The sequence below is a fragment of the Synechococcus sp. PCC 7335 genome, from assembly GCF_000155595.1.
Classification (GTDB): domain Bacteria; phylum Cyanobacteriota; class Cyanobacteriia; order Phormidesmidales; family Phormidesmidaceae; genus Phormidesmis.
In genome coordinates, this window is record NZ_DS989906.1 from 70,232 (window position 1) to 91,603 (window position 21,372).

At 50.0% G+C, this 21,372-nt stretch carries 28 protein-coding genes; 18 read left to right on the forward strand and 10 right to left on the reverse strand.

Annotated elements, in window-relative coordinates:
• Positions 1–164: 164 nt before the first annotated feature.
• The 8 genes from S7335_RS23495 to S7335_RS23530 all read left to right on the forward strand — a co-directional run bounded on the left by S7335_RS23495 (position 165) and on the right by S7335_RS23530 (position 8,102).
• Entirely contained in the window at positions 165–524 is a 360-nt protein-coding gene (locus S7335_RS23495; protein WP_006458661.1) for a helix-turn-helix domain-containing protein, read from the forward strand.
• Between the two features lie 64 nt (positions 525–588).
• Positions 589–885: a hypothetical protein gene (locus tag S7335_RS23500; RefSeq protein ID WP_006458494.1), complete on the forward strand. Its 297-nt coding sequence runs from the start codon at positions 589–591 to the stop codon at positions 883–885.
• A gap of 82 nt (positions 886–967) precedes the next feature.
• On the forward strand, positions 968–1,531 hold the full coding sequence (locus S7335_RS23505) for a hypothetical protein (RefSeq protein ID WP_038020013.1): 564 nt from the start codon (positions 968–970) through the stop codon (positions 1,529–1,531).
• A 131-nt stretch (positions 1,532–1,662) separates the two neighbouring features.
• Entirely contained in the window at positions 1,663–2,712 is a 1,050-nt protein-coding gene (locus S7335_RS23510) for a DUF932 domain-containing protein (protein ID WP_006458676.1), read from the forward strand.
• A 114-nt stretch (positions 2,713–2,826) separates the two neighbouring features.
• On the forward strand, positions 2,827–3,114 hold the full coding sequence (locus S7335_RS23515; protein WP_038020015.1) for a hypothetical protein: 288 nt from the start codon (positions 2,827–2,829) through the stop codon (positions 3,112–3,114).
• A 12-nt stretch (positions 3,115–3,126) separates the two neighbouring features.
• Complete coding sequence (locus tag S7335_RS23520) at positions 3,127–3,531, forward strand: hypothetical protein (protein ID WP_006458538.1); 405 nt, start codon at positions 3,127–3,129, stop codon at positions 3,529–3,531.
• A gap of 179 nt (positions 3,532–3,710) precedes the next feature.
• Positions 3,711–4,007: a hypothetical protein gene (locus S7335_RS23525; RefSeq protein ID WP_038020018.1), complete on the forward strand. Its 297-nt coding sequence runs from the start codon at positions 3,711–3,713 to the stop codon at positions 4,005–4,007.
• Between the two features lie 36 nt (positions 4,008–4,043).
• Positions 4,044–8,102 carry a hypothetical protein gene (locus S7335_RS23530; RefSeq protein ID WP_006458534.1) on the forward strand — a complete coding sequence of 1,353 codons (4,059 nt, stop codon included), beginning with the start codon at positions 4,044–4,046 and terminating at the stop codon, positions 8,100–8,102.
• A 16-nt stretch (positions 8,103–8,118) separates the two neighbouring features.
• Here S7335_RS23530 and S7335_RS23535 read toward each other — a convergent pair whose 3' ends face one another.
• Both S7335_RS23535 and S7335_RS23540 read right to left on the reverse strand, forming a co-directional pair.
• Positions 8,119–8,490, reverse strand: a complete 372-nt coding sequence (locus tag S7335_RS23535; protein WP_038020020.1) for a hypothetical protein — start codon at positions 8,488–8,490, stop codon at positions 8,119–8,121.
• A 114-nt stretch (positions 8,491–8,604) separates the two neighbouring features.
• Positions 8,605–9,015 carry a hypothetical protein gene (locus tag S7335_RS23540; RefSeq protein ID WP_227500113.1) on the reverse strand — a complete coding sequence of 137 codons (411 nt, stop codon included), beginning with the start codon at positions 9,013–9,015 and terminating at the stop codon, positions 8,605–8,607.
• A 225-nt stretch (positions 9,016–9,240) separates the two neighbouring features.
• On the opposite strand from S7335_RS23540, the gene S7335_RS23545 reads away from it, so the two are divergent.
• The 3 genes from S7335_RS23545 (at position 9,241) to S7335_RS23555 (ending at position 10,624) form a co-directional block, all read left to right on the forward strand.
• Entirely contained in the window at positions 9,241–9,732 is a 492-nt protein-coding gene (locus tag S7335_RS23545; RefSeq protein ID WP_006458558.1) for a hypothetical protein, read from the forward strand.
• Positions 9,733–9,861: 129 nt separating this feature from the next.
• Positions 9,862–10,263 (forward strand): hypothetical protein, encoded by a 402-nt coding sequence (locus S7335_RS23550; protein ID WP_006458570.1) that lies wholly within the window; start codon positions 9,862–9,864, stop codon positions 10,261–10,263.
• A 124-nt stretch (positions 10,264–10,387) separates the two neighbouring features.
• Entirely contained in the window at positions 10,388–10,624 is a 237-nt protein-coding gene (locus S7335_RS23555; protein WP_006458502.1) for a hypothetical protein, read from the forward strand.
• 5 nt (positions 10,625–10,629) lie between these two features.
• On the opposite strand, the gene S7335_RS23560 is transcribed toward S7335_RS23555, so the two are convergent.
• Complete coding sequence (locus S7335_RS23560) at positions 10,630–10,824, reverse strand: hypothetical protein (RefSeq protein ID WP_006458573.1); 195 nt, start codon at positions 10,822–10,824, stop codon at positions 10,630–10,632.
• Positions 10,825–10,935: 111 nt separating this feature from the next.
• Here S7335_RS23560 and S7335_RS23565 point away from each other — a divergent pair, with 111 nt between their 5' ends.
• The 3 genes from S7335_RS23565 (at position 10,936) to S7335_RS23575 (ending at position 12,306) form a co-directional block, all read left to right on the forward strand.
• Positions 10,936–11,220, forward strand: a complete 285-nt coding sequence (locus S7335_RS23565; protein WP_006458566.1) for a hypothetical protein — start codon at positions 10,936–10,938, stop codon at positions 11,218–11,220.
• A 143-nt stretch (positions 11,221–11,363) separates the two neighbouring features.
• Positions 11,364–11,969, forward strand: coding sequence for a hypothetical protein (locus S7335_RS23570; protein ID WP_006458671.1), 606 nt, complete (start codon positions 11,364–11,366; stop codon positions 11,967–11,969).
• A gap of 112 nt (positions 11,970–12,081) precedes the next feature.
• Positions 12,082–12,306: a hypothetical protein gene (locus S7335_RS23575; protein ID WP_006458699.1), complete on the forward strand. Its 225-nt coding sequence runs from the start codon at positions 12,082–12,084 to the stop codon at positions 12,304–12,306.
• A 109-nt stretch (positions 12,307–12,415) separates the two neighbouring features.
• On the opposite strand, the gene S7335_RS23580 is transcribed toward S7335_RS23575, so the two are convergent.
• Entirely contained in the window at positions 12,416–12,646 is a 231-nt protein-coding gene (locus tag S7335_RS23580; RefSeq protein ID WP_006458511.1) for a hypothetical protein, read from the reverse strand.
• Positions 12,639–12,926, reverse strand: a complete 288-nt coding sequence (locus S7335_RS23585) for a type II toxin-antitoxin system HicA family toxin (protein WP_198011493.1) — start codon at positions 12,924–12,926, stop codon at positions 12,639–12,641. Before S7335_RS23585 ends, S7335_RS23580 begins: the two co-directional genes overlap by 8 nt.
• Before the next feature lie 119 nt (positions 12,927–13,045).
• Between S7335_RS23585 and S7335_RS28185 the strand changes: the two genes are divergently transcribed.
• Entirely contained in the window at positions 13,046–13,207 is a 162-nt protein-coding gene (locus S7335_RS28185) for a hypothetical protein (protein ID WP_157620708.1), read from the forward strand.
• Here S7335_RS28185 and S7335_RS23590 read toward each other — a convergent pair.
• Positions 13,204–13,584 (reverse strand): hypothetical protein, encoded by a 381-nt coding sequence (locus S7335_RS23590; protein ID WP_006458656.1) that lies wholly within the window; start codon positions 13,582–13,584, stop codon positions 13,204–13,206. The genes S7335_RS28185 and S7335_RS23590 overlap by 4 nt on opposite strands.
• Before the next feature lie 312 nt (positions 13,585–13,896).
• On the opposite strand from S7335_RS23590, the gene S7335_RS23595 reads away from it, so the two are divergent.
• Entirely contained in the window at positions 13,897–14,118 is a 222-nt protein-coding gene (locus tag S7335_RS23595) for a hypothetical protein (RefSeq protein WP_038020024.1), read from the forward strand.
• Between the two features lie 114 nt (positions 14,119–14,232).
• Entirely contained in the window at positions 14,233–14,433 is a 201-nt protein-coding gene (locus S7335_RS23600) for a hypothetical protein (protein WP_006458536.1), read from the forward strand.
• A 14-nt stretch (positions 14,434–14,447) separates the two neighbouring features.
• Here the strand turns inward: S7335_RS23600 and S7335_RS23605 are convergent, their stop codons facing one another.
• Genes S7335_RS23605 through S7335_RS23620 form a run of 4 tightly spaced genes read right to left on the reverse strand, consistent with a single transcriptional unit; the run spans position 14,448 to position 17,413 of the window.
• Entirely contained in the window at positions 14,448–14,966 is a 519-nt protein-coding gene (locus tag S7335_RS23605) for a hypothetical protein (protein WP_006458689.1), read from the reverse strand.
• A 4-nt stretch (positions 14,967–14,970) separates the two neighbouring features.
• On the reverse strand, positions 14,971–15,822 hold the full coding sequence (locus tag S7335_RS23610; RefSeq protein ID WP_006458657.1) for a DUF6753 family protein: 852 nt from the start codon (positions 15,820–15,822) through the stop codon (positions 14,971–14,973).
• Positions 15,822–16,628, reverse strand: a complete 807-nt coding sequence (locus S7335_RS23615) for a hypothetical protein (RefSeq protein WP_038020027.1) — start codon at positions 16,626–16,628, stop codon at positions 15,822–15,824. The genes S7335_RS23610 and S7335_RS23615 overlap by 1 nt, the downstream gene beginning before the upstream one ends.
• The gene (locus tag S7335_RS23620) at positions 16,625–17,413 is read right to left on the reverse strand and encodes a hypothetical protein (RefSeq protein ID WP_006458544.1); all 789 of its coding nucleotides are present in this window, start codon (positions 17,411–17,413) and stop codon (positions 16,625–16,627) included. Before S7335_RS23620 ends, S7335_RS23615 begins: the two co-directional genes overlap by 4 nt.
• 608 nt (positions 17,414–18,021) lie before the next feature.
• On the opposite strand from S7335_RS23620, the gene mobF reads away from it, so the two are divergent.
• Positions 18,022–21,294 carry a MobF family relaxase gene (gene mobF, locus S7335_RS23625; protein WP_006458658.1) on the forward strand — a complete coding sequence of 1,091 codons (3,273 nt, stop codon included), beginning with the start codon at positions 18,022–18,024 and terminating at the stop codon, positions 21,292–21,294.
• Positions 21,295–21,372 lie beyond the last annotated feature (78 nt).

Below are 21,372 nucleotides of genomic sequence, written 5' to 3' on the forward strand. Positions count from 1 at the left end.
TTGATCTCTGATGATATGATACACCTTCTCAGCTTGGCATTTAGCGATCACAATCCACAGTCAACATCGATATTTGGCATGAAAGCCTCTAGAAAATCGTTTGTACTACTCAACGAGTTTTCAACGTTTCCCACGGTTTTGGGCGCTCTCTCCACCCAACGCATATGAACAACAAAGGACACACATCCAGCGATACAACATTCGGACAACGCATTCAAGCACAAAGAGTCAAGAAAGGCCATAGCCAGCGCTCTTTAGCCCAGCTAGTCGGGGTTCACCATACTTACCTATCCAAACTCGAAAACAACAGTTCGGCGTATCCTCCCAAAGTAGCCGTCATTCGACAGCTCGCTCAGCACTTAAAGTTAGATGCGACTGAGCTGAGCTATCTAGCAGGACGAATACCGCCAGAGGACGCCAAAGTTGTTGCAGAACTTGCCAAACTGTACCAGAAGAAACTGCCTGTGCTGCTTCGGGCTTTGAAGAATAAGCGGCTTGTAGGGAAGATATTGAAGGAATTGTAGGACTGTTTTCTCATCAGCCTGAAGCTGCCTTGCAGCGGCGGTCTGAAGCATTAGGAGACTTCCCATGATTACAGATCAATACAGTGCTGAGTGCCAGTACGAACAAGAACGTCGAGCAGCCTTAGACGACAATCGAGCATTCTGGACAGCCGACGAAACACCATTGGTTGTCACACCGCCCGCATCGCCTGTCTGCGCTCAGTGCGTGAACTGGCAGTATGGGCGGCAACTGCGTCTCGCAGACGGCACTACCCAGTACAGCTCAGGCTTCTGCACCGTTCGCGCCGTCGCTGAACTGGAGCAGATGTCTCAAGATTACGCGGCTACCTGTCGGCTCTATGAAGAGGCGATCCCGTTCTAATCGCCCATAACCCGCCCGCTGCAACTCCTGTAGTGGGCTTTTGCTTTGCAACGACTTTTTGAAGTTCATTCGGATTCAACCCATGACCCATAATCCCATTGTCCCAGACGTAGTTGCCTTGCTACAACAGATGCTATCAGCCGTAGAAGCCCTATCTCAGCCGACTGCGCTCGAAGGCTTCAGCGACTACAGAAAAGTTGTTTACAGCAACATCACTAAAGGCAACGGCGATGGTTGGTACACGCTCGAAGGTGACAAAGCGATCACGCAGCCACCCGTCTTCACCGGACGGATACTGCAAATCAGTTTCCCGATGCTTGAGCGTCGCGGCCAGGAAGTTCGCAAGTTTCACCTAACGATGAAAGCCAACGGCAGTGTCTTTACCTTCGAGAGCGGCTACGATTGCTTCTTCAGCAAAACGATTCTGGCTACTTGTGCAGCTACTTCACCGGAAGTGCTCTCACAGCCAGTACAGCTGAAGACCTACGTGAAGGAGCTGCGAACTGGCGACAAGACGCTCGCCGTTAGTCTGCGCGGTGCCAACAATCAGCTGCTGTCGTCCGAGTGGCAAAACGACGATGACTGGAACGCAATTGCAGCGTTGGCGATCGCCAACGTGAACACAGCCAACGGTTGCACTCAATAGACTGCACCCTCTCTCGATAGCCTCTGAGCTGTTGAGAGAGGGGTTTCCCTTTTTGTTCAATTGGACGCCCTTTGCTTCGCAAAGACTATCTGACAAGGGCTTCTCAACGAAGTCCACAACAGGATAAAGACATGAAAACTGGAAAATCATTGACCGAGATGGCACAAGCACTTGAGTCTCAGCAATCGCTGAAGAAAGACTTTGTAGCCGATACTCGCGCATTGGAGATGACTACTACAGGCCAGCTCGCGATTCCTGACGCTCAGCCATTCAACGTCACACCTCATGCACACCGTCAGATAGGCGATCGCATTGGCATTCCGGCCAAGTATTACGACCGGATGCGCGTGGAAGCGCCTCAGCTGTTGCAAGCAAACGTAAACCATTGGTTCCAAGAGCAGCCTGAGCAACGGATGATTCGTACATTAGGGACTGATGCTCGTGCATTCTTGAGCCGGCGTTACCGTCGCCTAGACAACTTTGACCTTGCAGAAGCAGTGTTGCCGACATTGCTAGAGATGCAGGGTGCGCGGGTAGTATCTTGCGAGTTGACCGAAACTCGCATGTATCTGAAGGTAGTCACCGATCGCATTCAGGCCGATGTGAAAGTAGGTGATGCAGTTCAAGCAGGGGTGTGCATCTCGAACTCAGAGATTGGCATGGGTTCCCTGCGGGTCGAACCACTGATCTACCGCCTGGTCTGCACCAACGGGATGGTCTCACCTGATCGCAGCGCTCGCAACCGCTTTACCCACCTGGGGAGAGCTGCTGCGGATACCCCTGACGCATACGAGTTGTTCTCAGACAAAACGTTGGAAGCGGATAATACTGCTTTCTTCCTGAAGGTTCAGGATTTGGTTCGTGACGCGGTAGATCGGACAAAGTTCGAGAAGCTAGTTGCACAGATGCGTGACACGACCGAGCGCCGGATCGAGGGCAACCCTGTGAAGACGGTCGAAGTACTCACGAGTAAGTTCAAGTTACAACAAGTGGAAAGTTCGGGAGTCCTTCAGCATCTGATTCGAGGAGGTGACTTGAGTCAATGGGGATTGCTGAATGCAGTTACCCGTACAGCTCAAGACGTAGAATCCTACGACCGTGCAACCGAGCTAGAGGAGCTTGGCTCAACTGTGATGACACTGCCCGCTAAACAGTGGAAGCAGCTAGCAACTGTTTCCTAGTTGCCGATAGTAAAGCAGCTCACCTGATCATTCAGGTGGGCTTTGCTTTTGTTTGCTTTGCAACGACGGACTGAACGAGGCTACGTCCGTCGTAGTCCACCATAGGTACCCAATATGAGTCGGCATTGCGTTCAGCATAGGAACTATCTCATCTGCTACGGCTGGGATCCAGTTCCTCCGATGCGTACCTTCTTCATGCAGGTAGTGTCTGAAGACAAGAATCATCCTGAAGAAACCATCTTCGATATCGGTCAAGGGTTAATCTTCAACGATGCCTTTACCGATATCGATAAGTTTGTTGCAGAATGCTCCAAGCAGTTGAAAGCAGCAGGCATTGATTTCGAGATCTCAGAATCGATGCAGTTTCAGTTACTTGATGATTTGTTCGGCATCGGCAGCTAACCAGAGACCCCCTTGCCAGTAGAGGACTGGCAAGGGTCTCCTTTTGCTTTGCAAAGAGCGCCTGATGTTTTTGGTTCATTGGAAATGTATACAACTGAAACACGAATTAGAAAGCCACAGGCAACCAGCTCTAACACCGCTAAGACTCACTTCAACCGTATCAAGCAGCTCGCTCACGGTTTCGGTATGACGGCGATGATTCCCTACTACATCCAGACGCAACCGGAAGGCGAACAGAAGGCTTTGCTGCGGTACTCCAAACGCTGGTTGTTGCGGTACTGGGATCAGAAGACGCTGAAGCTCAAGCAGCCGTACTACCTCGCTCTTATCGGTGAGCTGAACGATCTCCCGCTGCATTTATCCGTTGCCAACTATGCCTGCTACCAGGAGCGGATCGCAGCGAGTCACCCCTACTAAAGCTGCTTATTGATCGCCCTCTGAGCGCAATAACAACCTACTCGGCATCGTGCCGGGTAGGTTGTCTTTTTCATTGCAGAGGAGAATCGCATAACGTGGTTTTGAACCCTTAACTTTTTTGACGGATACAATTTGTCCTTTTCCTAATGAGTATGATGAAACCACAAACCGAGGTAACTATGAGCAAACGAGTAAACCCGCTACATGGCCGTGCTGCCGAACTGAACGAATACGCGACGAGCGACCTATCTGTTGAAGAACAGCTAGCGGGTGGCGCGAGTATCGATGACCTGGTAGATGCAGGCGTTCTTGATGATGATATTGATCGGGATAGCAATCATGAATTCACGCCAATGCCAACAGAAGAAGAGATGGCTGCAAGAGAGGCAGCAGCTTACCAAGGACCACCTCTGTCAACAGAGGAACAGTTCGCGTATATAGAAGCGTATTTTGCGGCTTACGATGCGCTTACTTAAACTGCGGTTATCAGAAGGCCCACACTTTATTAGCAAATGATTCAGGCCGACCAGTTTGATATCAAGACGGGTAAGCCCATTCAGGTTGTTATTGATGGGCAATGGCAACCCGCTATTAAACAAATCGAGAACTCTTATCTTGAATACTGGTGCCAAACTAACCACATAGATACCGAAAGACGCTTCTCAGTAGCTCAGTTCTACGAGAGCGTTCACGATGCGGATCGCCTTCAGTTGGAAGCAGAAGGTAGGTATTTGGTCTGTAGCAATGGTAGTGAAGGATTATTCACCGACTATCAGACCGCGCAGCTGATGACGCTAGGTAGCGAGACGGTTGCACCGATCTATGCAGATAACAAAGAGGCCGCGCATAATGGTGGCAAAGAGGCCGCGCATAACGCGGTTGCCTATGGCAGCTTAGTAACTTCAGACGGGTTTGCGTCTACAACACTCTCGTCAGCGCGTATTCTCGTGATTGACGACCAGGAGAGACCACCCGGTAGTGAGCATTTAGCAGCGCTCTATGACAAGATGGGCGACGGTACGATGCTTGTCTCTGAGCGGACGATGCAGTCGTTACTGACAGTCGAAGAGAAAGAACAGATTGCGCTTAAAGCTGCCCAGGCCAATGCCTCTATCGATGCAGCGGAACAGCAGGAAAGGACGCTAGCACGGCGTAGTGTCTATCAGTTTAGAGCGGCGAGTCCTAGCTTGCCCGGTATCGCCAAAGGTACGGTGTCGAGTAGTCGATGGTGTGAGCGACTAGAGGTAGATGCGATTATCTCTGTTAGCGACATCAAAGGCGATGATGGCCGCTTCTCGAAACCAGGTATTCAGAAAGTTCCTGATTTCTGGATCAATCGAAAAGCGATGGCTAAGTACGGCCAGCAGACCGTAGGCCCGCAGGTGAAGTACACCATACCCAAGGCAACCCGGCACGAGATCAACCCGATAGTCCAAGAGAAAGCCGAACAACTAGCGGCGGTTGCGGATGACTACGATGCGCTCAGTCAGCGCTACCTAGAACAGAAGGACAAAGAGAACCTACGACCCTACCAAGACAACGAGTCTGAGTCGTCCGGCCCGAGTCAACCAGACTGGCTATACAACGCGCTATCTGCCGATACGTTTGGACAACTAAGCGATGAGGCGCATATTGTCAGAGGCTTGAACCGACATGTCTCCGGCGAATGGAAGCGGTTGGCTACGAATGGTACGTCGGTCCCCTCAGCGATGGCCCAGCACCACAGCCAGTTGAAGCCGTGGGAAGTCTGTAACAAAGACCTACCGCACGGGGCTATCGTGGCGTACTATCGCTCGCCCTTCCCGAATGTTGGGGCAGCAGCGATCGCCATCAACAACAGAGAGATTATTCAAGAGCAGGACAAAGAAGCGTTCGCTAAGCAGGGTGTCGCCTATCTACCACCGTATACAGCAAAGGAAGTAGCAATCACCGACTTTGATGGTGACCTGAACGGTTTTTTTGTCGGCTACACGGCGACGGTAGAGAACCTGCCAGAAAAGCTGCGAGACGAGCTAGCGGATGTAGAAGACCTAGAACCAGATCAGCAGTACGGGTATGCTCGTGATTTGTTCGAGGAGATGATCGAACGCTACGAGCAGGAGAAAGCTGAAGTGATAGCACCTGCTGACTATCCGATGGCAGTAAAAGAGTTTATCGAGAAGAACGCACCAGACGTTAAGCCGCCGCAGGTTGTCAAGCAGAAGAAAGAGAAACACAGTTGGCGAGAAGGTGAGACGTATTCAGCGGCAACCTGGCGGGCATGGAGTATTACCGCAGACAACCCGACTGGAATGGTAGCGAACGCCTGTATGTCGTTGCAGGCACTCGCGAACGAACTAGAGTATGCGCCTGAGTCAAGAATGCAGTCGCTTCTCCATCGAACATCTGAGCACTTCTCTAAGGTACTCAAGCAAGCAGACCTACCCACAGACCATAAGGACAAGATCCACATTCCTAGTGACGAGTGGCTATCTTCTCAGGGCTTTTCTGGTTCATACAGGGAGAAGATTGCAAAGATAGCAGGTTCTAGTGGAGAGTTGAATAAGTTCCTAGAGCCACAAGCAAAGGAAAAGTTTATTGAAGAGTCTCTAGATCGTGCCTCCTTCTTTCTATCAGAAGTGGCAAACGGCCCTGGTAGCGTCAATCTACAGACAGCGGTAGATACTGCCAAAAGTGCTAAGGGCATCAATACTGAGGTTCACGACTTCATGAAAGCGCTGCGCTACAGTGAGGACCACTTTAGGAAGCATCGAAAGAGTACATGGCTCTATAAAAACGGCAAAGGCATGCCAACAAATCTCGAAGAACCCGTATCGTGGGGCGCTGAGCTAGTCAACGAACAGTACGATAGTGCGGTTCTACAAGAGAGAAGGAACGAGGCGTTTCAAGATCTCTTCCCCAAAGGAGAGACCCCCCAACAGCGCCGCCGAGCCGACGAGATTATCCAAACGTCTAACCATCTAACGGGACAGGCAAAAGAAAATAAGGATAGACACCGCGAGCGTCGAGCTGAGGATCATCGGCCTACGGTACAGGTAATCGCAGCGGGTAACCGTCAGCTCACGTTGCAGAATATAGATGATACTCAGGGCAGTTTCCCTTGGCGTAGCGAAGGCGCACAGCCGCACTGGTCGATTAGAATTACCCACAACAGTGAAGCGAAAGCGGCGGGTAAACGCTTTCCCGCCGAACTGAGAGTAGTCGATGCCAAAGGCCAGCGCCGCACTGAACCAATGGGCTATGTAGATGCCGCCTCAGCTAAACGCTTCAAGTTAGAGGAACGCTTCGAGAAATCTAGCTCATTAGTCATTCAGGCTCCGCATCTGACCACGCAGGTACCGTGGGCACAGCAGAACGATTCCAAGCTAATCTACGCGCAATTGGACCAGTACCTAGACCAAGCGTTTGCAGTACCAGAAGGGAAAGACCCGCAGGTACATGAAAAAGAGCAGGCGGTCGCACTATGGCGAAAGTCCGTAGGTGGACGCAATCTGGTGATGCAGCACTTCCCAGAGCAATTAGAGAGGCAGCTGCAATCGTTCTCTACCTTACTATCACGGGTCGAGAACTCGACTGCGCTGGTAGCGGATGGGCCGCGTACTGTACAGTTCGCTACGCACGAGTTCATCAATCAGAAGCAACAGCGCGTACAGAGAAAGTCAGTCTCCGTAGCCGAATCGACTGGCGAGTTTCAGCACCTGGGCTATATCTCGAATGCGGTAGAGCGAGTCTTGCCCGAAGGACATACCTTTATGGCAGCTTTCGATAGTGTGTACAACAAAGATGGCAGTCTTGCTACCGTTGTGCGGATGCACCTGATGGAGCTGCCGACGATAGAACAAACGCCCGCAGAGATGGCTGCGATGAGTGAAGGGCGTCGGCATCTAACGCTTGATGGTGAACCTTACGCTGAGTACGGCATTCGTGCAGGCGATATCCTGATTGCCCAAGCCGAAGACAGCAGAGAACAAGTTGCGCTTCGGGTGCAGGGCCAGCACATTTTAGATGAGAAACTAGCGGCTAAGCCTGGTGCGATCCAGCGTTGGGCCGAGGCGGAAAAGTCTGTCTCTAGTCCGTTCTTCGATCAGCTGACACAAGCGCGAGTTGAAGGTAAAGAGCTATGGGGGTTAAACGTACAGCCGCTTGGTACCTATGAGCGCGGTCGGATACAACCGTTTGAAACGGCAGTAGAACAACCCGCGCAGTTGACTGTGGCCTCTCAATCTCCACCGATCCAGACGCAACCTACCAAAGCTCAAGAGATGGTCAATCAACCCTCTGGAGTGATGGCAGCGATCGCCGCTCGTGGGGTTAGCCAGCAACCTGCTAATACTCCCCAGCCGACTAGACAATCGGGCGTAGCGACAGGGGTGATGGCCGCACTCTCGCGCAACAACCCGAAGTGGCAGCAGCAGTTGCAGCAGGCAGAGCAAAGTACAACCGATAAGCCTAGCAAGCAGACCAACAAAGCGGTATCGAACCAGCCGCCGAAAGCACGACCTCGATCTATCAAGCGCGGTCAGTCAGCGAAGAAAGCTCAGAAGCAGAAGGATAGCGGTATGGGCTATTAGCTGTGTGAATCTAGGCTCATCGAAGAATTGCGCTTCTTGGATCTAAAGCTTCCTGATGTTCGAGCATACAGAAAGGGCAACGGCAATCCTTACTCGTAGGAAATTGCTGGATAACTTCTACAGAAGGCAGTTCAACAATTTTTCCTGTACCAGTATTTTCTACAAATATTTTGTAAGCAAACTGGCCGTCAACTTCGGCTTCACATACCATTCCCGGCCATTCTGCATACTCGTTATAGGTGTAGTAGGATTTCTCATTTTTATAAGAGTAAAATAAAGCCTCACCAGTTGGTCGGACTACTATACATCCTACCAGTCGCCCTTTTACTGAGGGTGTTGGTTGTGGTTGACCTGTCTCTTCGCTATCCGTTGATGGTTCAATTTGCATTGAGCCGATTCGAGACTTCCTTTTAAGAAAATTCCACTGTCTCATATTTTGCGTCTAGGCTCAGGTATCAGCCTTTTGAAAGTAGTATGGGCCCTTAGAGGATTTAGCTGAAAATCAACTAGGAGAAGAAGTCAATTTTTTAAAATAAGCAGACGTAATATCGCATGCACCGATGAAAGCAATTAGGCACAGCATAGCGAAGGTAGCCGCAGATAACAGCGGATATAAACTCTCACTAACATTCATGAATATTTCTTTTACTTGATCGGCTAATCCATTCCAGACAAAGATAACCATCAGGCCACCACAAACCGCCAGAGCAAATGATGCCAGGTAATAGAGCAGTAGCAGAGTTCTATTCTCTTTCTTTACTTCTGCTTCCTCTAGATCTTCTTCCGAATAACCTTTGGCTACATCAATTAGACCGAATAAAAAATAGCCCCCGTAGCTAGCTGTCATCCAATACTCCACCTGGGCAAGAAAGACTTCTTGTCCAAGTCTTGAAGCGACGACTGCTACGGGCATAAGAAGGACAGCGAAGAGATAGAACCAGCGAGTTCCCGATGTCAGACGTAGATTTATCATTTACTCAAAAATTTCTACCTTCTAAACATACTTATGATGGTTCAAGAAGGCTCGACAAATCATAAAATTTAACTACGCTTATCGTTTGCCCATAGCAGATTTCTATGAGCGAACAGTTCGTGGCCGTGCTTTGCACAGACCTAATGACGAATTAGGTCTTTCATCATGTCTACTAACTTCACTATCGGTCAGCTAGTAAAGGTTGCCGACCACCGCTTGCTATCGTTCGGACGCTTCGGCTATGTCTCTTCTGTTGAAAATGGTACCGTGGCGATCGAATTTGCCGATCTGCCAGTGGCAACTTTCAAACGGAGGCGCTTTTGCTCATCTGCACTAGAGGCCGTTACGACTGTTCCGATCGCCACTTCCTATCTCATGGTGACGATTCGTACCGTAGTAGCCAATCACGAAATGCGTAAGTGCTACGCGATCGCCCACGTCGAGGACGGCGAAACAGGTGCAGATGTAGCTGAGACGATTGCAGCCAAGTTCTTCGGTTCTCTAGGCGAGTGGGACGGCGACTTCTACAGGTGGGAGAACTCGCAATATGCAGCGAAGCTTCTCAGCTACCGGATAATCACAGCCGCTGAGTACGACGTCCTAAGCATGACCACGCCTGACTACTGTTTGGGTGCAGAGGTCAGCAGTCCCTTCTAACCGATACCAGATAGCCAGCGCAGCGTAGTCCAATTGGACTGCGCTGTTCCTTTATGAGCGCACTTCGCGCTGAGCGGATGAGAGAGAACGTTTTGCGCTTTCTCTCATTTACCCTCAAAAGGACACACAATGATTGATCTAAAGAGACTGGCGATCGCGTTAACGACTACTGTACTGACGCTGCCAGCGATAGCGCAGCAGGTAGTAGCGGCCTCCTTCATTCACGAGTACTCGGATCGCGCCACCCTAGAAGCTGCCTGCATCCGTAAAGGCGGACAGTCTGTAGCGCTGGTGGAGCTGACTCAGCAGTTTGGCTATGTGGATCTGGTTTCTCTCCAGATCACAGCACCAGACCAGACCAGCGCTCGCATCGAACAGACTCTCCCTGTCGAACAGATCGCTAGAGTTGGGTATGTCTTCCCTGAAGGCCCGTCGAGCATTACGTTCAACGGCGCATTCTGGGGAGTCTCGGTTGGAGAAAGACCCATCCGCTACGACATCCCTGCTGGCACTACCGCCAAGTGCGATTAAGCCTCCACAGCGCCTATCTTCGATCGCTAGCGGTCGAAGATAGGCGCACTTTGTGCCGAGCTAATGAGGAAGAACGATTACTTGTTTTCCTGCTCACAGTTGCACAATATTTTGAGGTCAAAAGATGGACCCAACAGCACTACAAATGGTCACGACATATGCAATGACGATCGGTGCCCGTGTTGGTAGGCTCACGGAACAAGGACTAGTCGTTATCTTCCAAAACCAAGAGATGTTAGATCTGTTTACGCAGATGCTTGAAGACCCTAGTAATGAGCTGGTCAATATTCCTCAAGCCAATCTGACCGTAATCTCTAGAACAGACTCACAGATAACCGTTGTCGTCTCTATTCTAGGCTGAAGAAGTTAGTGGCTGGCCTTTTGCTGGTCACTAATATTTTTGTTCCCGCTTAAAGAGCAGACTACGTGGTTGCCTTGTCGCATCCAGATACCCGGTGGGTCGGGCATAAGGCTAATCGCAATTGCTTCGGTCTCTACTATGACATGCAGCTCTTGTCCATGCCTTTCAATGACGCAGGGAACACCTGACTCTTCCACCATACCGATTACCCACTTTTTACTTTCATTCTAGTCACTATGGGTGAATGCTTTTGCTACGCAACGAATGAATGACGGGACTTCGATTGCTGAAGTTCACAACAGGAAAACATCATGAGTCGCCACATCGTTGAACACAAGTCTGAAAACGACCTGGAGTACTGGATTTCATTCGGATGGGATCGCCCAACGAGTACCTTCTTCATGCAGGTTGAAGAAAAAGATGAAGAAGAGGTCGTCTTTGATATCGGTAGTATTTTCACGACCCGATACACCGAGATTGACGGCTTTGCCCAAGCCTGTTCAGAGAAATTGGCCGAAATTGGTATCAACGACTTCGAGTTGTCCCAAGAGCAAAAGTTCCAGCTGCTTAACGACATGAACGGTATTGGCAACTAGCCGCTGCTATTGTGATCGCTTACTGGAGAGTTCCAATAGGCGATCGCAATAGCTTTGCTTGGAGAGTATGAAAATAAGCCATCTCAAGCATTCCACTTCAGCTTGCGGATGGCTTCTACGACACATTTAAGGACATTAAACCAATGACTACTATCAAAGAATTGAAGACCGAGTGCTTTGCTGCACTTGGCGAAGAAACTGCCAAAGAACAGGCTCGGGCGATCGCATCTGAGCTTTCGACGGATAAACAGCAGTACAAACTGTCGCATAAGATTGTCTGGGAGTCCCTGCATGGCCAGCTGCAAGACAAAGAGCCAGTCACACTCGCTCAAGTTTGTGCGACACTTGCTAGCGAAGAGAATCCATTTCTCGCCATGCTGCTAGTTTCCGTTTGGCTGTTCTCGCAGTGGCTCAGTCTATTGCTATGGCTCGCGCCTCGGGCGATTGCATTGGGACGTGCTACTAGACAAGGGACGATTGCGATCGCCAATGGATACACCAAAGTAAGCTACCGCCTGACCCACAGCAGTGAATTCCCATCCGAACTGCCTGAGACACCGATGGTCGAAGCGGTAGTCGAGCAGCTGTTTGCAGAAGTATTGCCGTCAATTAGACAGGCCATTGCGGATGAGGCGATCGCTTGCTCGGTTGTTGCCCGTGACTTCTACCTAGTTTCAGCGGTGAGACTTCTGCATTTGTTGCAGAAGCGATGGTCTGCTGATCAACCACTGCTCCTGTCAGCCGCATAAACGCTGGTGAGATATCTTCAGGACTAGCGCTGGTCCTGAAGATATCTATCAAAGCTGTAGCAAATCCTCGAATGGTTCTCTACTATAGTCTTAGTAATTTTGGAAACCACTCATGGATACCAAACATAGCGCTGACGATCTTCCTGTAGAAGATTTGCTGGCTGGTGCAGCAGACGTTGATATACTGAGCATTGCCATAGTACTTGATTATGACTACGATCCAATCATGGCCCTGCCCAAGCCAGTGAAGACAGAGGATTTAGTGGTTGACCCTGTACCACCAATATCGCAGGAAGAGTGTCAGACTTTTCTCACAAAGGCTGGACCAATAAATTAGCAGCAATTTCTTCAGCTCGCTAATGATTTAGGATTGAGTCTGGATTCGTGAGTTATTCTGCTCTTGAGGTTTACACTAGCTGAGGATATCCATAAAACAATAAAACTCATTAAGCCAGAGCGGCAGATAGGGGCTGTTGTACCTCCCAGCCTTCAGCAGTGCAAGCAGTTAGATACTCATCAATCATCGCGTCGAAAGCAGCCTTGGCCTCAGCGATCGTTTCCCCCTCAGTCATATTGTGAATCTTGGGTGCATTAGCTACAGTGACATAGATGGTCTCATCCTCTGGCTCTACCTCGAACTTGGCACGGTAGCCTTTGTAGGTATAGGAACTAATCATCGCTGTTTTCCTCTATCAGTTGCTTGATGCCGCTATCTACTAAAAACTTACGGATCTGTTGAACGTAAGGCGGTTTTACCAGCGGTCGGGGATGCGGCGGATGCATTCCCCATGTATGACCGTCGTATTCAAAAACGACGTTGGCCCCTCCTTTTGTAGTCCGTTTGCAGCCTATAGCTGCTAACAGTTTATCTACGTCCGAGAATTTGAGAGTTTTAGTAGTCGGTTTCGCCCATATCTGCCTGTAGACTTTCGTCTGTTTGCTATTGAGCTTAACCATCATTCTATCCTGCTAACCTCCTTAATTTTCCAGTCAGATATCTCCAGACACCCTACGATAGGTTGCCTTCGTCTTGACGGCCTTGTTGTCAAATATTGCAATCTGGAGACACTTAATTCATGAACAAGCTATATGCTGGAGCAATTTTGCTAGGGCTAATGACTCCATTCATCGCAATCTCTGCTTACCAGTGGGGATACGAACAGGGATTCTCAATAGGCTTCTCATCGGTCGAAATAGAAGCTAACAGTCCTGAAGCGCTCAGAGGTACCGACATTTAGGATTGCAGAATTTCAAGAAGCGTTTTTATAAGCCCAAAGACCAGAAGGAAAAAGGCATAAAATAGGAGAGGCATTGCAGAAAAGCTAGCTCCAGGCTCAGGCATTTTCCTGTCGTCGCTGAAGAATCGCCATTTCGCTAGTAGCAACCACAGATAATATGGCAGTACAGCAGTAGTTAGCCATTTCATCCATAATGGCGGTCTATCTGAAAGACAAAAAGCAATGTAGGCAATGATTCCAGAAATTCCATAAAGACACTTCGCAAGCGTTCTTATATACTTTTTCTCATTATCATATAGAAAATATGAAACCAGTAGTCCTACCAAGCCTATTATCCCAAGGTTTTCGAGCAATACGCTGGGTGCATTGTCAATCATATGGCAATCCGATCTGATAGTTGTTGCTATTAGCAGATGTTACAGGTGCTTTTATCAGCTTCTTTGAGCCTATCTTACAGAAGATCATCGAAGAGTACACCATCTGTCAACTGGAGATAGGAAAAAGCGATCACCTTCATTTAAGAATTGCGATCGCCAGTCGATATAACCTTTGATGGAAAAGGGGATGTAGTTCATTGGTTGCTGCTGAGTTATTGCAGACTGGGACTTTATTGGCTGAAGTTTCTGGGAGCTGCGCTCTGAGGCAATAGAGGAAGACATTTGTTTACCCCTTCCTCGAAAGGAATTCTAATGACTGATCAACTAAAGTCTCAACTGGAATCTGCTGATGGCTGGGCTACTGAGGTTTTCGGCGGACACCTTACTGAGTCACATACTAGGGGATTCGAGGTCTTTTTCCCTCATCCACAGACTGTGCTTTCCTATGTTTGTTATATAAACCGAGAGTACCCTGGCTTAGTGGTAGAAAAGCATGAATGGTCCGTGGAAGTCTCCGTACCCGAAGAACAATAATCCTCTCATCAAACCCTCACCTTGCCGCTAATCAGCGGCTTCTTTTTGAGATTGCACTTTGTGCAGAGCGAATGAGAGAAAGCCTTTGTCTTTCCTTTGCTCTCAACCATCACAATGAATGCAGAACTACAGCAAGCGATAGAGCTAGCGCAGCTCTATGATTGCGTGATCGTCAACCTGACTGGCTCGTCAATGGATGTACTATTCGACGATAAGAGGCTGGCGAAAGCCTACACACGCCGGGTGAGCACGGCCACGAACACCCTGATTGCTCAGCTTTATGGCCTGACTGTGACCGTCGAGATTCAGGAATAGGTTTGTCTCACCAGCTACAGATCACCATCAGTCACTTCGGTGACTGTTTTTTTGTTTCTGCGTGGGTGAAACGTAATCACCCGGCCTTCCCTCGTCCAGTTCTCCAGCGAATCGGGAACTAGCTTGATAGCCGCTGCTTCCGACACTAGAACAAACCGCAGCTCATCATCCGGCAGAATCGAGTAGTCAACCACCCTAGCACCAGAGACTTCGCCAGCGGCCATTCGCTCATCTAACTCAGTTAACGAGATAGAAGAGCGAATAAGGGCTCTATGTTTGGCCGCTGCTTCGTCCCAGGTCTCAGCTAGCCAAGGATCATTCTGGCCATCGTCGCCACTAATAGTTGTTCTAAAGAACTTCGGCATGAACTCACTTCCCAGGTTCACGCCGACGAAAGCCGTATGCACCCCAAACTTACCCGCTGTTTCAGAGCCGACAATGCGCTCGGTTGAGTTCATGAACCGCTGCCAAACCTCGATGTCTTGGCAAGGCACTACTTGTTTATCTTTCAGGATGTAATAGGTCGATTGCATCTTATCAATTCCGCTGAGCGGTCTCCTTTGGCCTTTCAATATGAAAGTTGCAAGTCGGCGTTCTGGCTCTCAGACAAGCCTGTAGCTCATCTCCATTCCAGCGTTCGATGTCCGACCAAACGGTATTGTTCTCGACTCGACCGCGAGAGACCCAGGCCGTTGTCCATGAGGTTGCCATCAGCAGCGCCGCACAGCCACAGGCAAGACCTGCCGCTTCCAGGTAGTGTTTCCACTTGATACCTTTGTTGAACTCCTTTATCTGCTGCTGCATGTTAGCCTGCGCGGTGGCGATCGCATGAGCCGCGAGCTTACCCGCTTGCACTTCTAGCTCTTTCGCCTGCCCCTCGAATACGGTAGTGAGTAGTTCAGCTTGCGTCCCGGCCTGGACGCGAATTGTCTCTTGTTCAGTCGCCGCTGCTTTCTGGAGTCCTTCGCGTTGCTGCTGTAGGAGAGATTCTACTTTTTTTACTTCGGTATCGAGCAGCTCCTTGACCTCATGCAGCCGACTGTCAATCTTGTGAGCCGTCGTCGCCGTATCCATTGCTGAGCTACTGAGTTTGAGGTGTAGCTGCTGCCAGTCTGCTGCTAGTTTCTCAGAAGCCGTATGGGTAACCGAAGCAATCTCTTGTTGCAACGTTTCCCACCGCTGATTCATCTGGGCCAGTAAACTGATGAATAGACTTTCAAACTGCTGTGGGTACTTCGTTAGCAGTGCTTCTAAGGTAGAGGTTCCCACTAACAAGATGAAGGTCGGGTCCGTCTCATCGATGTCGTATTGCTGGACTAAGGCGCGGACAGTATCTTTGAACTCTGGCGAGCGACCTTTCAAAAGCTGCTCTAATGGACTTTCTTTCATCAGTTCATACCTAGTAGACGACCAGCTTTAGAAAACTCTTCACGCACGTTCTCTCGCCATTGATAAACCATTGAACGCCGCATCATCGGCAGACCGCTCTCTTTCTCTATCGCTTCAGAGTACGTCAGACTGTTCTGATCGATGCTATCGCTGGCAATCTCACCGAGCGCGGGAAAGTTAATCGTTCTACCCCTACGCTCTTCGAGCTGCTGCTTGGTTTTTGAGTTGTTGTAGGTCTCGAAGTAGTGCGGTCCACCGAAGTGCAGGTTGCGAACAGCGACATGACCAACGGGTAGCCCTTGCGTATCGTCGAGTGAACGCTGTAACAAGTTGACACTTTCAGGTGTCGTACTCATAACAAAGATGCGAGTGAGTCTAGCATCCATGTGTTTGAGATTACTGATGAACGCGAATCGTTTCTCTAGCTGACCCAGAATGTCTACTTCACCCGCAGGCGAGTCGATGATAATGCAGTCATGCCGTCTGGCTTCTATACGTTCTGCAAGGGTTTCTACAGCGATATCTACGGTTTTTCTATCACGGTTCGTCAGCGGTAGATACTCCGCTCCATAGAAGCGCTTGAACTGTGGATTAATCGGGTCACAGTCGTATCCATATAGACGATCAAAGTTGTCCGATAGTAGGTCTGTGAGGATGCGAGCCATTGTCGTCTTACCGACGCCACCCTTACCGCCACTCACCCAGAGAATCAATGGTGAAATACTGGTTTCTACTATCGGTGCTTCGATGGTTGGTACGACAGTCACAATCTGTGCTGCATCAGTCGTCATTTTTTGGTTACTCATAAGTCTTCATTAATAGAAAGAGGTTCGCCCTGTCCGGCTGGGTAACGCCCAGAACTGTCATCGCTTATCAGTCTGCCTTTACCCAATCGCTTAGATGGCGTAGTTGGTATAGAAACGGTTGTCTCTAATGTGGCTTCTGTGGGTGGACGATTGTTGACAGTAGGTTCACCTTCACTCAATCGCGTAGACGGTGGTACTGACTCAGATACTACTGGCTCAGGTGTAGCTACTACGCTTGAGGAGTCGTTTCCATTTGCCTTGCCTTCACCCAATCGCGTAGATGGTAACGATTGCTTAGCAGCAGTCGGTGATGCTGGTGCAGGAACAGTTGTCTCAGGTTCTGCTACTACGGCTGAGAAATTACTTCCAGCTGTCTCGTCTTCACTCAATCGCGTAGATGGCGATGGTTGTTCGGGAACGGTTGTCTGAGCTTTAGCTTCTACTGTTGAATAATTGTTCAACTTAGAGCGCTTACTACTGGCTTTCTTCTTCGTCTTAGTGTCTCGCTTATGCGTCACTGTTGTTACTGTCGGCTCTGGCTGATGCCTTCTTCGATACTGGGAAACGTACTTTCTCAACGAGCTTTCAGAGATGTCCAAGCCCCACTCTTTCAAGCCGCTAGCTACTTCGCGGTACGACCGTTTAGCTAGTGCTATCTCAATAGTGTCAATAATTTCTTCGATGGCTTCTTTTTTAGTGAAGGTCATTCGCGGTTGCTCAGCAATCTTCACTAAGTTAGATTGCCACTCTTCAACCTGAGTCCGGGAATAAAGAGATTGCGTCATAGTGTATTCAACAATTGTGAGCCAATATTAGCAAGCTAATTGAAGTGCATCTGGTGCATCTGTGTAAATTTAAATGAACAAATATAGTAATAGAGGTATCAGTTCAGGGGTACAGACAGTTAAGAGGTCAACAACTCTAGCTATATTACTGCTATAGCAGGGCGTTAGCTCATTCTTAGGTGCAAAACTCGCTGCTTGCAAAAGGATACAAAAAGATAACTCTATCCACTATCTTCCAAAAAGAGTTCTGTCTGATTTACCTAACGCCAGTAGCAAATACGTTCTAAAGATGCAGGCTATCAGGCATAAATATAGTGAGATAGCCGCAAGTTCAGGCATCCGAATTGGTCAGAACTATAGCAGAACTTTGGTTGTTCTCTGAGGCTGATACCCACTGCATTTCTTCCAAAAAGTTGACGACATCTCTCCGACTAAGTTGGTTCGGAAGTAGCCGCTACGCCCGCTCATAGGTGGTCTGGAACTGTGTCACAACGAATCGCGAGCGGGCTTCGCAAGAGGTCAGACAAGACGCCCGTTAGGGGCCGCGATTGCACTCAAGATGTTACTATGCCTGCAATAGAAGCAACAATCTTCAGAAACAACGAAAAATGCTCACAAACGCGAATGTTAAGGCTGAGCACGCAGGCAGTTATTACGAGAAGGATGACTACTATACGCAGGGTGATCCAGACCTGCAATCGGATACCCAATGGCAAGGGAAAGGAGCGGCTGTTTTAGGTCTTTCAGGGCCAGTTGATCAATCAGCCTTTCAACAGCTTCTCTACGGTCAGACGCCGAGTGGAGAGTCGCTACATTCACAAAAGATAGATCCAAAGAAGCATCGGGCAGCAACCGACTATACATTTAGTGCGCCGAAAAGTGTTTCGATCGCAGGATTAATTCAAAAAGATAGGCGAGTGATCAAAGCGCATGACCAGGCAGTGAGTACTGTGTTATCAGTACTCGAAAGTAGATACGCTCAGACCAGAGTAAGGCATGGTCCCAGCATCCGTTCGCGGGTAACGACAGGTAATATTATCGCGGCGACGTTTCGGCATGAGACGAGTCGAGAACAAGACCCGCAGCTGCATACTCATTGTGTGGTGATCAACTCCACTCAATTAGCGAATGGTCGCTGGCAGAGTATGGCGAATGAGGAGATAGTCAAAAATAGGAAGCTGCTTGGTGAGTTCTATCAAAATGAACTAGCTGTGCAGCTGCGTCAACTTGGCTATGAAATCGCCCCGCAAGGCAACGGACTATTCGAGTGCAAAAGCTACGAGCAGCCGTTACTTAATTTGTTCAGTACGCGCAGCCGACAGATAGAAGCGTACATCGATAAGTGGGAAGCCAAGCTACAGGCGGAAGGACGTAAACCGCTCAGTCCGAAGCAAAAGGAACAGGCGACTTTAGCCACCCGGTTGAAGAAGCAATCGGTACCTAGAGAAGTGTTGCTCGCTGGCTGGGAAAGTGCGATCTCTTCAGGTGAAGTTAAACTACCTGAGATTCCCAATTCTCTCCCTACCCTTTCGGAAAAAGTGCAGGTAGCAGTGGATGGAAAATTAATGAATGCTGCTACCGAAGGCGTGAGTCATGCGGCTGAACGGGAGAGCGTATTCAAGCGAGAGAAGGTAGAGCGTTTTGTGCTCGAACATCACCTCGGAGAACACTCGTTTGACGAACTACAAAGTGCAATTTCCCAGACTGATCTCGTCCCTGCCGAGGAGCTGTATACGACTGAAGCAGCAATCGAAAGAGAACTCGATACGATCGCGATGATGAAGCAGGGACAGGGGCAGGTCGCAGAGATCGCACCGCTATCAGACGCCAGTGCATTTGTTGCCGCAACGGTAGCAGAAACAGACGCGGTGTTAACCGAAGGACAGCACCTCGCCATTCTAGAGACGGCGATCAGTCAAGACCAGCTGATTGCATGGCAGGGTGTAGCCGGAGCAGGTAAGACCTACAGTCTCAAACTACTCGCCCAGCTAGCAACTGAACAGGGGTATGAAGTGACTGGCTATGCGCCCAGTGCTCAGGCGGCAAATGTTCTCGCTGAAGAAACCAATATCGAAGGCAGTACGGTAGCTCGTCTGCTGCATAGTCAAGATAGAGATGACAGCGACAAAAAAGCAATCTGGATTGTTGATGAGGCCGGACTACTGAGTGCGAAAGATGCTCATTCGTTATTGAAGAAAGCGCAGGTGAACGAGGCCCGAGTCATTCTAGTTGGAGATACGCGGCAGCTGTCGGCAGTAGAAGCAGGTAACCCCTTCCGGTCGTTGCAGTCAGCTGGGGTAGCTACCTGCTATCTAGAAGAGTCGCGCAGGCAGAAGACCGAGGCGCTACAAACGGCGGTAGTGTGTTTAGCCGCAGGTGAGCAGCTTGAAGGACTAGAGACACTAGATAGAGCTGGAATGATCAGCAAAGTCGAGAATGATGAGATTCGCCAGCTAGCCATCACCCGTGACTACATCCGGCTATCGCCTGAAGAGAGGCAGCAGACGCTAATACTCAGCGGTACGAACCGAGAACGGCTAGCACTAGCAGGCACCATTCGCAGCGCCCTACAGCGGGAAGGAACGCTCGGTGAAGACACGTTCAAGATGGGGTCTCTACGTGCCAAAGACCGCACGAAGCCACAGTTGAAGTATGCCTGTGCTTACGCGCTGAACGATGTGATTGTGCCTGTCAAAGACTACCGCCGCTATGGGATGCAGCGCCGCGAACAGTACCGTGTAGTCGGCTTGGACATTGCAGCCAACCGACTAACGCTAGCTGCTGCGGATGGTAGAACGTTTGCGTTCGACCCGGCCACCTGTGCCGAGAAGACCACCTATGAGGTGCAGCAGCTGAGGGTTGCGCCCGGTGAGCAGCTACGCTGGACGCGCAACGAAGCCGTCGCCGGGGCGCGGAACGGTCAGACAGTCACGGTAGAATCAGTCGATGCGTCCGGTAGTGCCACCTTACGCGACCCGAAAGGGGAACGGCTGGATGTCAGTTTGCGCGGGCAGCAGTACTTGGACTATGCGCTAGTCAGTACGACCTACAGCAGCCAGGGGAAGACAGCAGACCGGGTGCTCGCTGCGATAGACAGTACGCTCAGCAAAGAAGGGCTATACGTTGCCGTATCGCGGGCCAAGTCGAGCTTGAGTTTATACACAACGGACAGAGCCGCCCTGTATAAGAAAGCGCAGCGCTCGGCTGCGAAAAAGAATCCGAGCGACTTCCTAACGTTATTTGAGATGGTGAACCCAGATGCCCAGCAACAGAAGAGTACCGAACCCGCCCGAGACCTACGAGGTGCAGATCAATCCGAACACGTTGGCGATTGCGCTGGAGAGCGGATTGCAAGCGGCTTTGAAACCCGTGTACGAGGAAGTGATTACCTTACGCGAGGAGGTCAGCCAGCTCAAAGAACAGCAGCGAGCCTTACTCGAAGCCTTAGCCGAAAAGCCGATAGTGCTAGACACCGAGCTTTGGTAGCACGAGCGCCCTACCAACAGCAGTATCAGCGGTATTCAGCAGGGTACCAGGGCAGCTCTGCGACGGACTGTGACCGCTTTGTCGCAAGGCAGATGGTTGGTGAGCTATCAGCGCGTAGTGAGGGCCGTTCGCTGACCACAGATGAGCTGAAGCAAGTGGCTTTAGTCGTCGGCCAGGGAGCAACAGCGCAACGGCTCAAACGGACTGAGGGGAAGGACGCGAGTGTGATGTATGTCGCTGAGTTGACGGTGGATGGGAAGAGGGCAGTGGAGAAGGCACAGCAGGCCGAAGCTGATGCGGTTGAAGTCCTGACTAAGGAGAAAGCGATCGTGGAAAGGTGGCAGCAGGTCGAGCCTGCTAAGCAACGAAGTCGCAGCCAGGGGATGGAGCTGTAGAAATATGATTAAACGGCTCTAGGCTAAGCATAGCCGTATCGTAGTCTCAATTGGGAGCTGGGTGTGAGACTGAGATAT

What these genes read in the sequence shown, in the direction of transcription:
- S7335_RS23495 (WP_006458661.1), top strand. Translation starts at nt 165, where the DNA reads ATGAACAACAAAGGACACACATCCAGCGATACAACATTCGGACAACGC.
- S7335_RS23500 (WP_006458494.1), top strand. Translation starts at nt 589, where the DNA reads ATGATTACAGATCAATACAGTGCTGAGTGCCAGTACGAACAAGAACGT.
- S7335_RS23505 (WP_038020013.1), top strand. Translation starts at nt 968, where the DNA reads ATGACCCATAATCCCATTGTCCCAGACGTAGTTGCCTTGCTACAACAG.
- S7335_RS23510 (WP_006458676.1), top strand. Translation starts at nt 1,663, where the DNA reads ATGAAAACTGGAAAATCATTGACCGAGATGGCACAAGCACTTGAGTCT.
- S7335_RS23515 (WP_038020015.1), top strand. Translation starts at nt 2,827, where the DNA reads ATGAGTCGGCATTGCGTTCAGCATAGGAACTATCTCATCTGCTACGGC.
- S7335_RS23525 (WP_038020018.1), top strand. Translation starts at nt 3,711, where the DNA reads ATGAGCAAACGAGTAAACCCGCTACATGGCCGTGCTGCCGAACTGAAC.
- S7335_RS23530 (WP_006458534.1), top strand. Translation starts at nt 4,044, where the DNA reads ATGATTCAGGCCGACCAGTTTGATATCAAGACGGGTAAGCCCATTCAG.
- S7335_RS23535 (WP_038020020.1), bottom strand. Translation starts at nt 8,490, where the DNA reads ATGCAAATTGAACCATCAACGGATAGCGAAGAGACAGGTCAACCACAA.
- S7335_RS23540 (WP_227500113.1), bottom strand. Translation starts at nt 9,015, where the DNA reads ATGCCCGTAGCAGTCGTCGCTTCAAGACTTGGACAAGAAGTCTTTCTT.
- S7335_RS23545 (WP_006458558.1), top strand. Translation starts at nt 9,241, where the DNA reads ATGTCTACTAACTTCACTATCGGTCAGCTAGTAAAGGTTGCCGACCAC.
- S7335_RS23550 (WP_006458570.1), top strand. Translation starts at nt 9,862, where the DNA reads ATGATTGATCTAAAGAGACTGGCGATCGCGTTAACGACTACTGTACTG.
- S7335_RS23555 (WP_006458502.1), top strand. Translation starts at nt 10,388, where the DNA reads ATGGACCCAACAGCACTACAAATGGTCACGACATATGCAATGACGATC.
- S7335_RS23560 (WP_006458573.1), bottom strand. Translation starts at nt 10,824, where the DNA reads ATGGTGGAAGAGTCAGGTGTTCCCTGCGTCATTGAAAGGCATGGACAA.
- S7335_RS23565 (WP_006458566.1), top strand. Translation starts at nt 10,936, where the DNA reads ATGAGTCGCCACATCGTTGAACACAAGTCTGAAAACGACCTGGAGTAC.
- S7335_RS23570 (WP_006458671.1), top strand. Translation starts at nt 11,364, where the DNA reads ATGACTACTATCAAAGAATTGAAGACCGAGTGCTTTGCTGCACTTGGC.
- S7335_RS23575 (WP_006458699.1), top strand. Translation starts at nt 12,082, where the DNA reads ATGGATACCAAACATAGCGCTGACGATCTTCCTGTAGAAGATTTGCTG.
- S7335_RS23580 (WP_006458511.1), bottom strand. Translation starts at nt 12,646, where the DNA reads ATGATTAGTTCCTATACCTACAAAGGCTACCGTGCCAAGTTCGAGGTA.
- S7335_RS23585 (WP_198011493.1), bottom strand. Translation starts at nt 12,926, where the DNA reads ATGGTTAAGCTCAATAGCAAACAGACGAAAGTCTACAGGCAGATATGG.
- S7335_RS28185 (WP_157620708.1), top strand. Translation starts at nt 13,046, where the DNA reads ATGAACAAGCTATATGCTGGAGCAATTTTGCTAGGGCTAATGACTCCA.
- S7335_RS23590 (WP_006458656.1), bottom strand. Translation starts at nt 13,584, where the DNA reads ATGATTGACAATGCACCCAGCGTATTGCTCGAAAACCTTGGGATAATA.
- S7335_RS23595 (WP_038020024.1), top strand. Translation starts at nt 13,897, where the DNA reads ATGACTGATCAACTAAAGTCTCAACTGGAATCTGCTGATGGCTGGGCT.
- S7335_RS23600 (WP_006458536.1), top strand. Translation starts at nt 14,233, where the DNA reads ATGAATGCAGAACTACAGCAAGCGATAGAGCTAGCGCAGCTCTATGAT.
- S7335_RS23605 (WP_006458689.1), bottom strand. Translation starts at nt 14,966, where the DNA reads ATGCAATCGACCTATTACATCCTGAAAGATAAACAAGTAGTGCCTTGC.
- S7335_RS23610 (WP_006458657.1), bottom strand. Translation starts at nt 15,822, where the DNA reads ATGAAAGAAAGTCCATTAGAGCAGCTTTTGAAAGGTCGCTCGCCAGAG.
- S7335_RS23615 (WP_038020027.1), bottom strand. Translation starts at nt 16,628, where the DNA reads ATGAGTAACCAAAAAATGACGACTGATGCAGCACAGATTGTGACTGTC.
- S7335_RS23620 (WP_006458544.1), bottom strand. Translation starts at nt 17,413, where the DNA reads ATGACGCAATCTCTTTATTCCCGGACTCAGGTTGAAGAGTGGCAATCT.
- mobF (WP_006458658.1), top strand. Translation starts at nt 18,022, where the DNA reads ATGCTCACAAACGCGAATGTTAAGGCTGAGCACGCAGGCAGTTATTAC.